Here is a 14997-nt window from a genome sequence, read left to right as displayed (position 1 = left end):
CCCCGATCGCGCCCGACCCGGCTCAGGGAGTGAAGAACGCCTCGATCGCCGCGGTCAGGGCGACCAGGTCGTCCACGTGGGCGAGCTCGCGCGCCGAGTGCATCGAGAGCAGCGGCACTCCCACGTCGACCGTGGAGATGCCGAGCCGGGTCGCGGTCAGCGGGCCGATCGTGGATCCGCACGGCACCGAGTTGTTCGAGACGAACTCCTGGTACCCGACCCCGGCGCGCTCGCAGACGCCCGCCCACAGCGCCGCGCCGCGCGCATCCGTCGCGTAGCGCTGCGTCGCGTTGATCTTGAGCAGCGGCCCCTTCCCGGCCACCGGCTGGTTCGCGGGATCGTGCTTCTCGGAGTAGTTGGGGTGCACGGAGTGGCCGGCGTCGGCTGAGAGGCACCAGGAGGCGGCGATCGCCCGGGCGCGCTCGTCGACGCCGGCGCCGAGGGTCGTGCCGATGCGCGAGAGGACGTCCTCGAGGAACGGCCCGCTCGCTCCGGACCGGCTCGCCGAGCCGAGCTCCTCGTGGTCGAAGGCGGCGAGCACGCTGATGTGCGCGGGCGGCGCCGCGGGATCGGCGCTCGCCGCGAGGAGCGCGACGAGGCCGGCGTGCACGGAGCTGAGGTCGTCCATCCGCCCGGCGGCGAGGAACATCTCGTCGAGCCCGAAGCGGCGCGGCGCCTGCGTGTCGGCGGTGAGCAGGTCGTAGCCGGCGATGTCGGAGGCGTCGTCGAGCCCGGCGTGCGCGGCGAGCAGCTGGAGCAGGTCGACCTCGGAGGCGTCGCCGATGCCGAACACGGGGACGGTGTGCTTCTGGCGGTCGAGGGTGAGGCCCTCGTTCGCCGTGCGGTCGAGGTGGATCGCGAGCTGCGGGATCCGCAGCAGCGGGCCGGTCCGGAGCAGGCGCGTCGAGCCGTCGCGGGTGACCACGCGCCCGGCCAGCTCGAGCTCGCGGTCGAGCCAGGAGTTGAGCAGCGGGCCGCCGTAGATCTCGACGCCGGCCTGCAGCCAGCCCTTCGAACCGATCGTCGGCCGGGGCTTGAGCATGAAGCCGGGGGAGTCGGTGTGGGCGCCCAGGATGCGGAAGGGCGTGGTCGCCCCGGAGCCCTTGGGCAGGTGCCAGGCGATGATCGCGCCGTCGCGGACGACGTAGTACCGGCCGGGCCCCGCGGGCCACGCCTGCGTCTCGTCCAGCCCCGTGAATCCGGCTCCCTCGAGGCGCCGTGCCGCCTCGGCGGCCGCGTGGTACGAGGAGGGGGAGGCGGTCAGGAACTCGGCGAAGTCGGCGATGTGGTCGTCACGCGTGGTCATCCCTCCAGTGAAGCACGCGGCGCGGCCGGGACGGGGAGGGTGCCGGGGGAGCCCCTGCGGCGGCCGTCACGGCCGGGCAGGGGCACCCCGGGGCGGAGGGTCAGCGCCGGGTCAGGTCGACGTCGGCCTCCGCGGCGATCGCCTTGATCAGCGCCGAGGCGTTCTCCCCGCCGAAGCCGGCGGCCATCGCCTCGTCGATGTAGTGGCGGGCCGTCGCGACGCCGGGGACGGGCGCACCGACGCTGTCCGCGTAGGTCTGGATCAGCCCCGCGTCCTTCTGCATCAGCGCGAGGGCGAAGGACGGCGAGTAGTCGCCGGCGACAGCCTGCTCGACCCGCTGCGGGCGTCGCACTTCCCCGTTCGAGTCCGCGACGGCCGAGGACGCGGTCATCACGGACGCGGAGTTCACGTCAGTTGCCGCGGATCTGATGAACATCCGCAGCACGATCGGGTACGTCTCGAGCAACCTCAACCAGCTCGCCCCTCGGTGGCGCCAGCGGGCGAGGGCTGATGCGCAGAAGTTGTGCGCGGGAAGAGGTGCTGAACCGCTCGTCGCCGCGTGAGGAGGGGGCGACGAGCGGTTCAGCGCTGGTCTTTCGGGTGTCGTCAGCGCACGACTCCGTCGATCTCGAAGCTGTCGAAGCTGCCGGCGAGGTACGGGTCGGGGAACTGTGACTTGCCGAGGAAGTTGCCGCTGGTGCGGCCTAGGTCCTTCGGAGCGAGCGGCATGGCGGTGTTCTGCCCGACCTGCACTCCGTTGGCGAAGATCGTTCCCGTCGTCGTGCCGTTCGTATTCGCCTTGAAGGTCACCTTGATGTCGGTCCACTGCCCAGCGGGCATCGTGAAGTTCGTCGAGATCCGTGTCTCCGCTCCATTACCGGAGGTCGTGAGGGCGAGCCCTAGCTTCCCGTCAGTCGACTTCGGCGTGAGGAACACGTACTTCTGGGTGCTGCTGCCGAAGTCGAACAGCCGGCTGAAGGTGGAGATCGAATCGACCTTCACCCTCATCGAGATGGTCAGGTCCTTCGAGCGTGACAGGATGTCCGACGGCAGCTGGGCGAAGGCCCCGTCGCTTCCGTTCAGCCGCAGCACGCTCGCCGTGCCGTCGGTGGCGGTTACCGCCGTCCCCTTGAGCGCGAGCGCGTTGCCGTTGCCGGAGGCGTCGGGGACGGTGCCGTTCGACGATGAGTCGAAGGTGTAGGTCACCCAGTCGGCCGGGAGCGGCTGCAGGGCTTGAACGGTCACGGACACCGTGTCGGTGGTCGCAAGGACGCCGTCGCTTGCCCGGAGTGCGAACACGTAGCTGCCGGCGGTACTCACCGACGCAGACGTGCGGCGAGCAGTCGGCGACGCGAAGGTCGCGGTGGCACCGGCAGGAGCAGACTGCACGCTCCACTGCGTCGTCAGGGTTCCGTTCGGCGAGCCGAGTCCGTCGTCGGAGGCGGATCCGCTGAGCTGGATCGGATCGAATCCGAGGGACAGCCCGGCCTGGTCGGGTCCGGCGTTGACGGTCGGCGCCGCATTCGCGCCCGGGGCGGTCGAGACCAGGTGGACGATGTACGTGCTGCCGGCGGGCGCATCGAACGGGACGCGGACCGGCGCGGGAAGCGTTCCCGCGAGAGAGGCGGGCCGGTAGACGTTGACGGTGCGCTGGCGCACGCCGTTCACGATGACCGCGTAGCTGCCCTGCGCGAGGCCGCTGACCTCCGCGATGCCGGAGTGTGCGGTGCCGGTGCGGTTGAGCATGTCCAGGCGCAGGTCGGCGCTGTTCGAGCCGACGATCGCCTGCGAGTAGGCGTCGTTCTCGAGGTCGACCGACAGCTGCTGGGTCACCAGGTTGAGGCGGCGCTGCAGGCCGTCCTTCGGGATGACGGTGGTGGAGTAGGCGTCCCGCGAGACGTCCGCTCCGTATCCGACGACTCCGAAGATCGGGTCATCGGTGACGACGTCGGCGCTGAGGGTCTGCAGGGTGCCCCACAGTCCGAGATCGCTCTCGCCGGTCATGCCCCGCCAGCCGTTGTTCAGCTTGACGTTCGCGCCTCCGCCGACCCCGAGGGTGCCGAGGTTGCCGCGCTCGGCCTGGTACGACCACGATGCGGCTCCGATGTTGGCCGGCGCGTTGCTGATCTGGCCGGAGTTGATGGTCGCGAGTCCTGCGACCTTGCCGGCGTAGTTCAGGCGCTGCAGCTCGGCGCGGCGCGCGGCGGTGATGGCCGTGGTTCCGGTCTCGAGTGCTGCGGTGTGGTTGATGTAGTCGTCCATCGTGTAGCCGGCGAGGGAGGCGCTGTACTGGAACTGCCACCAGTTCTCGCCCGTGATGGTGGTGGGGTCGGAGTACCAGTACCAGACGGGCATGCGTCCGCGGGCGGCCTCCGTCTTGGCGACGATGTCGCGCATGACGCGCAGGGCGTTCGTCTTGTCGTCGTTCACGTTGAGCTTGGCGAGGGTGTAGACCGCCTCCTCCCCCGTGTTGTCGTAGCTGTACTCGGAGCCGTAGGGGTAGGCGTTGGAGGAGAAGTTGGCGTACTTGATCGCCATCTTCGCTTCGATGTCGTTGGCCTGCGTGTCCAGTCCCTCGGCGCGCAATGCGGCGATGAGATCGGGTGTCGAGAGCTCACCCATGAGTCCGGTCTCCCAGTTGTAGGCGACGGGTCCCTCGTAGAGCTCCTTGAAGATCCCGTAGGCCGTCGTCAGGTACCACTGAGCGGGGTGGGCGTAGGCGATCGCGGAGGGGTTCTGCTTGGCGATGTTGTACATGCCGAAGAACGTGTTGTAGACGTGCGGGTAGGCGTAGCCGCGGTAGCCGGGCGTGGTGTTCAGGCTGCCGGGCTTCCCCTGCTCCCAGAAGTCGTAGACGGTGTACTTCGGCGCGGCGCTGGGCGACGTGTTCCCCATCAGGTTCTCCCAGACGGCCTTCTGGAGGTAGTCGTCGAGGGCCTTGATCTGGGTGGCGTCGGGCAGGGCGACGAGCTTCTCCGCGAGGAACTGGCCGTGCGGGAGTCCCCAGTCGTCGCCGAGCCCGTAGTAGCCGGCGTACTCGTTGCGGCGGCCCTGAGGGGCGTTCGTCGTGGTGGCGAGGCTGCCGTCGGGGGCGTTCATCATCCAGTCGTCGAAGGTGTAGTTGCGGATGTCGCTCGCGGAGAGTCCGTCGGACGGCTTCCACTGGGTCTTCTCGACCATGAACTTCGCATGCGTGTCGAGGAGTCCCGCGACACTGTCGATCACGGAGAACTGGAGGACGGACTGCCGCGCGGCGCCGGTCTGGTCCGTGTACGAGACGGTGACGTCGTTGGCGCCCAGCTGCGTGCGGTCGAAGGTCATCCCGTAGATCCGGTAGTCGCCGTTGCTCCGGGAGAACGTCACGACGGGGTTCGTGGGCGCTGACCCCTTGAGGTCGTTGCGGTTGCGCGCGGTGACTGACGTGATGGTGCCCTTGATCCGGAACGCCATCTCTGCGCGCCGGTCGATGGGCACGATGAGTCCGGGGACGACCGTGGTGTCGAGCAGCCCTCGATCGAACATCGTCTGCTTGAGTGCTGCGTCGTCATCGACCTTGCCGATGCGATAGGTGTAGCTCTTCGTCGCGCCCGGCGCGATGGCGACACTGGTGGAGCTGAGGTAGCCGCGGTTGGTCTTCTGGATCGCGGTGGAGTGCGGGTAGTAGATGTTGAGGCCCTTGATGTTCGAGCTCTCGTTCGCCGAGTTCCAGGCCCAGGAGGTGTTGCCGACTTCCTCGGTGCGCCAGCGGTCCTGGTACTCGAAGCCGGAGCCGGATGCGGTGTCGGCGGTCATGGCGATGAACGGGCCCTGGCCGCTGGGACGCTCGAGAGTGACGTAGGAGCCGTTCTTACCCACGTAGGAGTGTGTGAGGACCCGGGTCTCGTAGATCGAGTCGCCCTGCCTCCATAGCTCGTTGCCGGGAACGGGGACACCCCAGTCGCCGATGACGAGCTGCGTGGCCGCGGTGTTCTTGACGTCCTGCTTCCAGACCAGGGAGCCGTCGGAGGCGAGAGAGTACGTCTCGGTGACGGTGAAGCCCTTCACGCCTTCCGCGTTGGTGGAGTTCTGGTGGGTGACCGTCACACTGCTCGACGTCGCCGAGACGGTGCGGCCGTCGGCCGACTGGGAGGTCCACGCGGTCTTCCAGGGGTTCGCGCCGACACCGGTGGTCGACACTGCTCCCGTGCCGTTCGCGTAGGAGAACATCAGGTTCCCGAACCACTGGCGGTACTTGCTCTTCGTCTCGCGGGCCTGCTCCGGAGCGCTGTCCGGGTTCATCAGGTATTCGGTGTCGTGTAGGTCGCCGACGATCTTGAGCGACTGCATCGACCCGTCCGCGGCGAAGCTCGCGCGGATCTTGTCGGAGGCGAGCGTGTAGGGGTAGCTGGTGGCGGCGTCGGCGGTCTGGCCGACCACCACCGATCCTGCTGCGGCGATGACGCTGATCGTGAGTGCCGCGAGCAGCCGAGAGGCTCTGCGTGAGAGGAGGGACATGTCCTGCCTTCTTCGTCGAAGTGCGGATGCGGTGACCGGCGGCCGCCGCAGAGGAGCGAGGATCCGCCCGGCGGTGGGAGCTCGCCCGGGAATCAGGAGTGGTTCACGGGAAGCCAGATGCGCATCGACACGGGACCTCGGGATCCCCACGACCGGTACGGGGTGAGCGCCACGGTCAACGGCCGTCGGTGCGGGGTTCGAGGGATTCTGGAGAAGGGCCATTCGTGCTCGTCGCGTTCGGCGACGCTGCCGGCGAGCGTCACACGCCCCTCTCGTGCGATCGGGACCGCTCCGGCGTCCAGGGCGATGTCGTCGACGTGGGCGCCGGCGGGGAGGTCGACGGACTCGAGGCAGAGGATGTCCGGTCCGTGCTGGACGGCGACGGTGCCGCGGGTGGCATCGATCCTCTCGTCGGGCTGCACGAGGACGGGTTCGAAGGGGAGGTCGAGTTCGATCCGGTCGCCGACGCGGAAACGCCGTTCGAGGTGGAGCGTGCCGTGGAACGGTCCGGTCGGCGTCTCGGCAGCATCCCCGTCGGCGGAGACGACGACGACGTCCGCGTTCGTCGCCCAGGTCGGGATCCGCAGCGTCAGAGTCCACGGCTCGACGGGTGTGCGCGTGATGGTCACGGCGACTCGCCCCCGCTCCGGCAGGTCGCTGGAGACCTCCATCGAGACGTCTCCCTGGAGGAGAGCGGCGGAGATCGTGGCGGACGCGTACTGGTGCAGCTGCACACCCTTCGCATCGGTGGTGGCGAGGTAGCCGGACAGCGAGGCGAAGGTGCGGGCGAGGTTGTTGGGGCAGCAGGCGACGTCGAACCACGCCGCCCGCTGACTGGAGTCCGCGCGCTTGGACTGCTCCTCCGGGGAGGACGCGACGCCCGGCTCGCGCCGGTGGAGGGTGTTCGCGTAGAAGAAGGAGCGGCCGTCCTCGGACACGGCGGTGGCGATGATGTTGTGCAGAGTGCGTTCGATCAGGTCCGCGTAGCGCGGGCGGCCGGTGGCGAGCAGCAACCTCCACGAGAGCATGATCGAGCCCACGCCGGCGCAGGTCTCGCAGTACGCGCGGTCGTTGGGTAGCTCGAAGTCGGCGCCGAACGCCTCGTCCTGGTGATGCGAGCCCATTCCACCGGTGATGTAGGTCCGGCGTGCGACTGTAACCTCCCACTGCCGCTCGACGATCGCGAGCAGCTCGGCGTCATCAGTGTCCACGGCGACGTCGACCACCGCGGACGTGAGGTAGAGGGCGCGCACCGCGTGTCCGCGGAGGACCTTGGCCTCGCGGATCGGGACGTCGTCCTGGAAGTAGGCGCGACCGAACTCGACGTCTTCCAGGCTCTGGTGACCGCGGCGGTCCAAGAACACGCGGGCTTGCTCGAGGTAGCGCTCCTCCCCCGTGGCGCGGGCGAACTCCGTGAGCGCGACCTCGATCTCCGGATGTCCGCAGACCGTCTGGCGGCCGTCCGCCCCGAACTCCGAGCAGATGTGGTCGGCGAGACGGCGCGCGGCCTGCGTGAACCCGTCCTCACCGTGGGTGCGCAGTCGCGCGACCGCGGCCTGGAGGAGGTGTCCGGCGTTGTACAGCTCATGGCCCCACTCGAGGTCGCTGTAACGCTCAGCCTGACCGTGCCGGCCGAAGCGGGTGCCGAGATAGCCGTCGCTCTCCTGCGCACTGACGATGCGGGCGGTGAGAGCGCGGATGATCGATTCGGTCTCCGGGTCCTCACGTCCGGCGGTGTGCCAGCAGAGCCCTTCGAGGGTCTTGTAGACCTCGGAGTCGGCGAACTCGCGTCCGCGACGGCCTTCGGCGAGTCCGCCCCCGACGGCGAGCTCGAAATTGCGCAGCCATCCGGCGCGCTCCAGCCAGCCGAGGTTGTGCTCGAAGGTGGCGGTCGCGTTGACGGCGACCCGACGTCCCCAGAACCCCTCCGGGTCCAGCTGGACCCGGTCGATGGCGAGGGGTGTCAGGGTCCCGGCGGCCGGGTCAACGGGCAGGGCTGGGGAGAAGGTCATGACGGGATCTTTCAAGAGTGGCGCGGGACGAGAGGAAGGACGACTGCTACTTGACGCTGCCGACGGCGAGGCCCTCACGCAGCAGCCGGAACGACAGCACGTAGACGGCCAGCAGCGGCAGCGAGGAGATGACCGCGAGAGCCATCAGCCCGGGCCAGTCGATCCCGTACCCCGACGTCTGCTGCGCGATGAGAGCGCTGATCGGGTAGTTGACCGGAGAGAGGAAGAGGTTGATCGCGAAGAGGAACTCGCCCCAGGCGACGAGGAAGATCAGCGAGCCGACCGTCGCCATGCCGTTTCGAACGATCGGGACGACGACGGCGAAGAAGGTGCGCAGCCGACCGGCCCCGTCGATGGAGGCGGCCTCTTCGATGGCGTCGGGCACCGCGGCGAAGAACGGTCGCAGCAGCAGCACGGCCCACGGCAGCAACATCGCCGTATCGGCGAGGACGAGACCGGCGGTGGTGTCCAGAAGACCGAGCCTGCTGAAGATCGCGAACAGAGGGATGATGCTCGCCGTCTGCGGCACCATCTGCAGGAAGATCAGCAGCCCGAGGACGAGACCGGCGACGACGCCGTCGACGCGGCGCAGCGCGTAGGCGAACGGGACGCCGAGCGCGAGCACCAGTGCAGTGGTCCCGAGGGCGATCTGCGCCGACTGGGCGAGCGCCGTCGCGAGGGCGGGGTTCGCGAGCGCCTCCGCATAGGCGTCGAAGGAGGGCGCCGAGAGGATCGCTCCGCCGACCACGTCGCCCTGGCGCTTGAGGGAGGTGAGCACGATCCAGACAAGGGGCAGCCCGTACAGGACGTAGAGCACCACGCGTACGGTGAAGGCGACCGGCTCCCGGGTGCGGGACGGTCGCGCGACGCGGGTCGCAGCGCCGCCTCGCAGGCGGGTCAGGGGGGCGGTGAGGGTGCTCATCAGGACTCGCTCCTGGTCGATCGGACGTAGACGACGGCGAGGACCGCCACGATGGCGAGGGCGATGATGCCCGTCGCGGAACCCAGTCCGTAGTCGTGCTGGACGAAGGCCTGGGAGTAGCTGAGGTAGGGCAGCGTGGACGTCGCGTCTCCGGGGCCGCCGGCGGTCATCACGTAGATGAAGTCGAAGCTGCGGAAGGCGTAGACGACGGTCAGGATCGCCAGGATGACGGCGGTCGGCCGCGCCGCGGGGATGAGGATGCTCCGGATCTCCTGCCAGCGGCTCGCGCCGTCGACCGAGGCCGCCTCGAGGATCTCGGGGTCGATGCCCAGCAGAGCCGACCGGAAGACCAGCGCATTGAAGGGGATGACGGCCCAGGCGTTCACGATCGCGACCGAGAGCAGCGCGAACCTCGCGTCGTAGAGGAAGGGGACGCCCTCCGCCGAGAGGCCGGTCGCCCGCACGAGCGTGTTGACCAGACCCTGATCGGCGAGGAGGAACTTCCAGATGCTGCCGTTCACCACGGGCGGCATGGCCCAGATGAACACCATCATCCCCAGGAGGAAGGCACTGCCCAGCCGGGAGGAACGGAGGGCGATCGCCGCTCCGAGTCCTCCGACGACCCCGACGACCGTGACCAGGACCACGAAGGCCCCGGTGCGCAGCGTGGCGCCGCCGAGGTCGGAGCCCTGGAGCAGCGCGAGGAAGTTCTGCACTCCGACGAACGGCCAGTCCCCGTTGAGGGTTCCGGAGCTGACCTCGCTGACGCTCATCCTCATCAGCAGGTAGATGGGGTAGAGCGACAGCGCCGCGAGCAGCACTCCTCCCGGTGCGGCGAAGCCCAGTCGGCCGCCGCCGACGCCGGATCGTCTCCGGGTCGTGGTCGAGGTGCTGCTCACGGTCGCTCCATTCTCTCGTCGGGGTCTGCTACTGCTGGAGCAGCGGCGTCAGGGTCGTCATCAGGTCGCTCGAGAGCTGCTCGGGGGTCCCGCTGCCGGCGACCGCCGCGCTCCAGGACTCACCGACGGTCTGCAGCACCTTCGCGACGTTCTCGGACGGGATCGCCGGGTCAGGCGAGGTGTGGCCGTCGTCCTGGAGGATCGCCGCGAACTGGGAAAGGATCGGGTCGCTGCCGACCTTGTCGTCGGCAGCTGCATCGGCACGGGCGGGGATCGAGCCGAAGGCGTCGAGCAGCGTCAGCTGCCCCTGCTTCGAGAAGAACTCCTGCTCGAGGTACTCCTGCGCGAGCGCCTTGTTCTCGGAGAAGGCGCCCACGTTCTGCACCTCACCGCCGAGGTAGACCGAGCCGCCCTCACCGACGGGGATCGGCACGACCCCGTACTCGAACGCGGCGTCCTTCTCGGCCGAGGTGATCTGCCAGTTGCCGTTGACGGCGAAGGCCGTGTTCCCCGCGGCGAACTGCTGGAAAGGGACCGTCTGGTCCCACGTCGCCGCCTCCTTGGTCAGGTAGCCCTTCGCGGTCCAGTCCTGCACCATCGCGAACGCGTCCTGCAGAGGCTGCTGCTCGGGTGCGGCGTAGTCCCACCCGGCACGCGAGAGCCACGGGAACGCCTGCCACTCGCCCTCGGAGTTCGCCTTGCCGGTCAGCGTGATGCCGTCCTTGCCGGCGGCCGTGGCCGAGGCGAGATCCGCCTCGAGCTCCTCGAACGTGGTGGGAGCCTCGACACCCAGCTCGGTGAGGATGTCCTGGTTGTACCAGAGGCCGATCAGGTTCACGAAGCCCTGCACGCCCATGACGTCGTCGCCGACCTTCTGCACGACGGCGTCGGGGAACTGCCCGGCGTCGGCGTACTGGTCCCACCACTCGTTCATCGGCTCGATGGCCTTCGCCTCGGTGAGGGTGAAGGTATCGGCGGCGTTGTAGACGACCACATCGGGGCCGGTGCCCGTTCCCGCGGCCTGCACGAGCTTGTTCGTCAGCTGGTCGAACGGAACGTAGACGTTCTCGACCGCGACCCCCTCGTGCGTCGATTCGAAGTCCGACGCGAGCTCCTCGAGTCCGGCGGTCTGGCCGTCGACGGAGTAGTAGTGCCAGACGGTCAAGGTGTCGCCGCCGTTCCCGGCCGAGGCGCCTCCCGCGGACGACGGCGTGCAGCCGCTGAGAAGAAGGGCCGCAGTCGCGGCTGTGACCGCTGCGACGATGCTGATCCGGGTGCTGTGACGCCTCACGACGTGCCTCGCTTTCACTGTCTTCATTGACTCGGCCACCTGGTGCAGGCATTTCATCGATGAAATCGAGGACCGCTGTCGGCGATAGTAGAGCCGCCGGGCCGACCCCGTCAACATTCGACACCATCCCTTTCGGATCGCGGTGTGCTGGTCGAGGCGTGCATACTGTGCGCACCAGTTCATCGATGAAACGGAATGGCCATGACCTCGCACCCCGTCCACCGAGCGCACGGCATCGTGCACCCCGCCTTCACGGTCGGGACGATCGATCCGCGGCTCTTCGGATCGTTCGTGGAGCACCTGGGCCGAGGCGTGTACGGCGGCCTGCTCGATCCTTCGCACGAGAGTGCCGACGCCGACGGATTCCGCACCGACGTCCTCGCGCTCGTCGAGGAGCTCGGGGTCACGACCGTCCGCTACCCGGGCGGTAACTTCGTCTCGGCGTACGACTGGCGCGACGGCATCGGTCCGGTCGAGGACCGTCCCGTCCGGCTCGATCCTGCCTGGCACACCGTCGAGCCGAACCGCTTCGGGGTCGACGAGTTCGTCCGCTGGTGCCGGGCGGCACGCGTCGAGCCGATGATGGCGCTGAACCTCGGGACCGACGGAATCCGCTCGGCCCTGCACCTGCTGGAGTACGCGAACCACCCCGGCGGCACCACTCTCTCGGACGAGCGGCGCGCGAACGGCGCCGACGAGGCGCACGGCATCCGTCTCTGGTGCATCGGCAACGAGATGGACGGGCCGTGGCAGATCGGCCACCTGAGCGCCGACGAGTACGGGCGTCTCGCCGCCCGCACCGCCGCCGCCATGCGCGCACTCGACCCCTGCCTCGAACTGATCGTCTGCGGCAGCTCGAACGACCGGATGGCCACCTTCGGAGCCTGGGAGCAGGAGGTACTGCTGCACACGATCGAGCACGTCGACTTCGTGTCCTGCCACCAGTACTTCCGCTACGACGGCGACCTGGCCGCGTTCCTCGCCTCCGGCGTCGCGATGGACCGCTTCATCACCGCCATCGCCGACACGATCGGACAGGTGCGCGCACAGACGCGATCAGAGCGTCCGATCGCCATCTCCTTCGACGAGTGGAACGTGTGGGACTTCGTCGCCCACGACGAGCGCGTCGCCGGAGGGCTCGAATGGGAGGAGGCGCCCCGACTCCTCGAGGACCGCTACACGGCAGCGGACGCCGTCGTCGTGGGCGACATGCTCATCAGCATGATCAACAGAGCCGACATCGTCCGTGCAGCGAGCATGGCTCAGCTGGTGAACGTCATCGGTCCGATCATGACCGAACCGGACGGCCCCGCCTGGCGGCAGAGCACCTTCTGGCCGTTCGCCCAGGCACGGCGTTCCGCCGGCGCGACCGCGCTCCGGACCGTCGTCGAGGCGGACAGCACGGGAGGGGGCGAGGACTCCGCTCCCGTCCTCGCCTTCGCCGCAGCGGCACACGCCGACGGCTCCCTCGACCTGATGATCGTCAACCGCGCGACCGACGGCGTCACGGAGACCACGGTCGACCTCACCGCGTTCCCCGCCCTCACCGTGACGGAGGCGCTGATCCTCCGACACGAGGACCCGTTCGCGACGAACTCGGCGGAGCTCCCCGACACCGTCACTCCGCGACTCCTCGCCGTTGCGCTGTCCGACGGCGTCCTCTCGTTCCGGATCCCCGCCATCGCCTGGGTGACCGTGCGCCTCTCGCCGACCGTCGACCTGGGATGATCGGGGAACGCTCATGGGAGGAATAATGCCGATGCCGCGATCGCGAACCCGCCCGGTGACCATGGCCGATGTCGGCGCTGCTGCAGGCGTCACCGCTCGCACGGTCTCCAACGTGCTCAGCGGCAACGCCAACGTCAGACCCGAGACCCGCGATCTCGTCCTCAAGGCAGTCCGCGATCTCGGATACCAACTCAACGTCTCCGCGCGCGGACTGCGCACCGGCCAGACCGGGCTCATCACCCTCGCGATCCCGGATCTCGCGATCGAGTACTTCGGCCAGCTCGCGACGGTCATCATGTCGGAGGCCGAGCGGCACGGCTGGACCGTGATCATCCAGCAGACCGGAGCGCGCCGAGACGCCGAGATCGCCGTCCTCTCCGGCTCCAGCCGCCAGCTGTCGGACGGACTGATCTTCCAGCCTCACGCACTCGGCCCCGGAGACGAGAAAGTACTCGTCGGGGACCGCCCACTCGTTCTCCTGGGCGACAGGATCTTCGACGGCCCGGTCGATCACGTGACCATGGCGAACACAGCCGCCGCGGCCACCGCCACGCAGTACCTGATCGACCGCCAACACCGGCGCATCGCCGCGATCGGCAGCAACCCCGCCGGCGGATCCGTCAGCGCCGCAGCACTCCGCTTGGACGGATACCGCGGTGCCCTCGAGGCGAACGCGATCCCGTTCGACCCCGCCCTCGTCGCGGTCGCCACCGAGTGGCACCACGCCGACGGCGCCGTCGCGATGACGCAGCTGCTCGACTCCCGCGTCCCTCTGGACGCCGTCTTCTGCTTCAACGACACCCTGGCCTTCGGGGCACTGCACGCGCTGCACGTTCGCGGCATCCGCGTACCGGAGGACATCGCGGTCGTCGGCTTCGACAACGTCACCGCCGCCGCCTACGCGATACCCGCCCTCACCACGATCGATCCCGGCAGCCGCCAGATCGCCAAGACGGCCGTCGACCTCCTCGCTCAGCGCATCCGGAACGGCCCTCCGGCGCACCCGAGCGAGATCGTCGTCGAGCACTCGCTCATCTCCCGCCGCAGCGCGTAGCACAAGCACATTCGTCAGCGACGAGCCGGTCCGCGCCCGAGAACACGTCTGGCTTTGATCGCTGCGACCTTCTCCTTCGTGCCCTCGTACCAGGGCACGGTGCGCAGCAGCGCGGCCCTCGATCCGGTGGAGAGCATTACGGCGCGGCCGCGGGGCATCGCTCCGAGCTCGTCCACGGTCAGGATCCGTTCGCGCTTCAAGGCGGTCGAGGTTGAGCGGACGCCCTTGTTATAGCTGGCGGAGGTCGTTTCGCGGTCGTAGTCCCCGACGAGCTCGGAGACGTTCTGCAGGAAGTCGTTCTCCTTGACGCTGCCGAGGTAGAGGAACGCGTTCGATGCGCTCCACAGCTTCAACATGCCCTCCTTGCCCCGTGCCGCTCATCCAGGCGTCGATCCTCCCGCCCGACGGCAGGCGCGCCTAGCCGCGAGGCCCGCGTCTCTGCGGGACGGAGGCGCCGTCGTTCCCGCGGCGGGACGGCGCTCGTCTCTCCTGTGGTGGAAGCGCGCCCGTCACTCCTGCGCGCCCGTCACTCCTGCGTGCTCGTCACTCCTGCGCGGCCGCCGCGAGGGCACGGTCGAGCCAGTCCGCGAGCAGCAGGCGCTCCGCGGGCGTGAGGCCGGCGAGCTCCGGTGCGAGGGCCCGGACGCCGACGAGGGCGGTGAGCCGCCCGCCGTCGCCGGGGGAGGGCGGGTCGGTGAGGATCCCCGCGAGCACGCTGTCGAGCGCGGCGTCGGCGAGACCGGGGTCGCGGTCGGCGGCGGGGGTGGAGAGCAGGGTGGTGACCACGCCGGTGCCCGCCGCCTGGAAGAGGCCGACGGCGCGCTCCTCCGGCACGCGGAGGCGGCCCTCGGCGGCCACGCGCTGCACGCGGGCGGCGAGGACCCGCCGCCCGGAGAGGGCGGCCGGCGATCCGGAGGCGCGGCCCGGATCGCTGAGGAGGCGGAAGAGCGCGGGGTTGGCCAGGCCGAACTCCACCTGCGCGGCCCAGCCCGAGCGCAGGTCCTCGACCGGGTCGACACCGCCGGCGACGGCCGCTTCGACCGTCCGCGCCTTGGAGTCGACCCAGGTGGCCAGCACGTGCTCCGCGACCGCCTCGAGCAGGCCGTCCTTGTCGCCGAAGAGGCGGTAGATCGCCGGGGCCTGCAGCCCGGCCGCCTGGGCGACCGCTCGCGTGGTGACGGCGGCGGGGCCCTCATCGCGGAGGAGGCCGGCGGCCGCCTCGACGATGCGCAGGCGCGTGTCGGTCGGAGGAGTGGGGCTGGTCACGTATCGACGGTAGCGCACTGTTGCT

Annotated in this window: 11 protein-coding genes; 2 read left to right on the top strand and 9 right to left on the bottom strand. The window is 69.3% G+C overall.

What is annotated here, in order from left to right; translation table 11 throughout:
• Positions 1-22: 22 nt before the first annotated feature.
• The 7 genes from C5C30_RS02860 to C5C30_RS02830 form a co-directional block, all read right to left on the bottom strand.
• The gene (locus C5C30_RS02860) at positions 23-1306 is read right to left on the bottom strand and encodes a M18 family aminopeptidase (RefSeq protein ID WP_104333140.1); all 1284 of its coding nucleotides are present in this window, start codon (positions 1304-1306) and stop codon (positions 23-25) included.
• A 100-nt stretch (positions 1307-1406) separates the two neighbouring features.
• Positions 1407-1742 (bottom strand): NAD-binding protein, encoded by a 336-nt coding sequence (locus C5C30_RS02855; protein ID WP_146081471.1) that lies wholly within the window; start codon positions 1740-1742, stop codon positions 1407-1409.
• A 170-nt stretch (positions 1743-1912) separates the two neighbouring features.
• Positions 1913-5800, bottom strand: a complete 3888-nt coding sequence (locus C5C30_RS02850; protein ID WP_104333138.1) for a DUF5695 domain-containing protein — start codon at positions 5798-5800, stop codon at positions 1913-1915.
• 92 nt (positions 5801-5892) lie between these two features.
• Complete coding sequence (locus C5C30_RS02845) at positions 5893-7812, bottom strand: glycoside hydrolase family 127 protein (protein ID WP_104333137.1); 1920 nt, start codon at positions 7810-7812, stop codon at positions 5893-5895.
• Between the two features lie 46 nt (positions 7813-7858).
• A complete protein-coding gene (locus tag C5C30_RS02840; protein ID WP_104224039.1) occupies positions 7859-8734 on the bottom strand; it encodes a carbohydrate ABC transporter permease in 876 nt (291 codons plus the stop codon).
• Positions 8734-9633: a carbohydrate ABC transporter permease gene (locus C5C30_RS02835; protein ID WP_104247247.1), complete on the bottom strand. Its 900-nt coding sequence runs from the start codon at positions 9631-9633 to the stop codon at positions 8734-8736. Before C5C30_RS02835 ends, C5C30_RS02840 begins: the two co-directional genes overlap by 1 nt.
• 28 nt (positions 9634-9661) lie before the next feature.
• On the bottom strand, positions 9662-10924 hold the full coding sequence (locus tag C5C30_RS02830) for an extracellular solute-binding protein (protein WP_181027149.1): 1263 nt from the start codon (positions 10922-10924) through the stop codon (positions 9662-9664).
• A gap of 201 nt (positions 10925-11125) precedes the next feature.
• On the opposite strand from C5C30_RS02830, the gene C5C30_RS02825 reads away from it, so the two are divergent.
• Together C5C30_RS02825 and C5C30_RS02820 are read left to right on the top strand one after the other, a co-directional pair.
• Positions 11126-12652, top strand: a complete 1527-nt coding sequence (locus tag C5C30_RS02825) for an alpha-N-arabinofuranosidase (RefSeq protein WP_104247258.1) — start codon at positions 11126-11128, stop codon at positions 12650-12652.
• A 31-nt stretch (positions 12653-12683) separates the two neighbouring features.
• On the top strand, positions 12684-13706 hold the full coding sequence (locus tag C5C30_RS02820; protein WP_104224058.1) for a LacI family DNA-binding transcriptional regulator: 1023 nt from the start codon (positions 12684-12686) through the stop codon (positions 13704-13706).
• 14 nt (positions 13707-13720) lie between these two features.
• Here C5C30_RS02820 and C5C30_RS02815 read toward each other — a convergent pair whose 3' ends face one another.
• Complete coding sequence (locus tag C5C30_RS02815; protein WP_104287999.1) at positions 13721-14062, bottom strand: TraM recognition domain-containing protein; 342 nt, start codon at positions 14060-14062, stop codon at positions 13721-13723.
• A gap of 187 nt (positions 14063-14249) precedes the next feature.
• On the bottom strand, positions 14250-14972 hold the full coding sequence (locus C5C30_RS02810; protein WP_104333136.1) for a TetR/AcrR family transcriptional regulator: 723 nt from the start codon (positions 14970-14972) through the stop codon (positions 14250-14252).
• Positions 14973-14997 lie beyond the last annotated feature (25 nt).

The organism is Rathayibacter sp. AY2B5 (genome assembly GCF_002931645.1).
Taxonomy (GTDB): domain Bacteria; phylum Actinomycetota; class Actinomycetes; order Actinomycetales; family Microbacteriaceae; genus Rathayibacter.
Note: the sequence above shows the minus strand (reverse complement) of the source record. Positions and strands in the feature narration are given on the sequence as shown.

What these genes read in the sequence shown, in the direction of transcription:
- C5C30_RS02825 (WP_104247258.1), top strand. Translation starts at nt 11,126, where the DNA reads ATGACCTCGCACCCCGTCCACCGAGCGCACGGCATCGTGCACCCCGCC.
- C5C30_RS02820 (WP_104224058.1), top strand. Translation starts at nt 12,684, where the DNA reads ATGCCGCGATCGCGAACCCGCCCGGTGACCATGGCCGATGTCGGCGCT.
- C5C30_RS02815 (WP_104287999.1), bottom strand. Translation starts at nt 14,062, where the DNA reads ATGTTGAAGCTGTGGAGCGCATCGAACGCGTTCCTCTACCTCGGCAGC.
- C5C30_RS02850 (WP_104333138.1), bottom strand. Translation starts at nt 5,800, where the DNA reads ATGTCCCTCCTCTCACGCAGAGCCTCTCGGCTGCTCGCGGCACTCACG.
- C5C30_RS02855 (WP_146081471.1), bottom strand. Translation starts at nt 1,742, where the DNA reads ATGTTCATCAGATCCGCGGCAACTGACGTGAACTCCGCGTCCGTGATG.
- C5C30_RS02840 (WP_104224039.1), bottom strand. Translation starts at nt 8,734, where the DNA reads ATGAGCACCCTCACCGCCCCCCTGACCCGCCTGCGAGGCGGCGCTGCG.
- C5C30_RS02860 (WP_104333140.1), bottom strand. Translation starts at nt 1,306, where the DNA reads ATGACCACGCGTGACGACCACATCGCCGACTTCGCCGAGTTCCTGACC.
- C5C30_RS02845 (WP_104333137.1), bottom strand. Translation starts at nt 7,812, where the DNA reads ATGACCTTCTCCCCAGCCCTGCCCGTTGACCCGGCCGCCGGGACCCTG.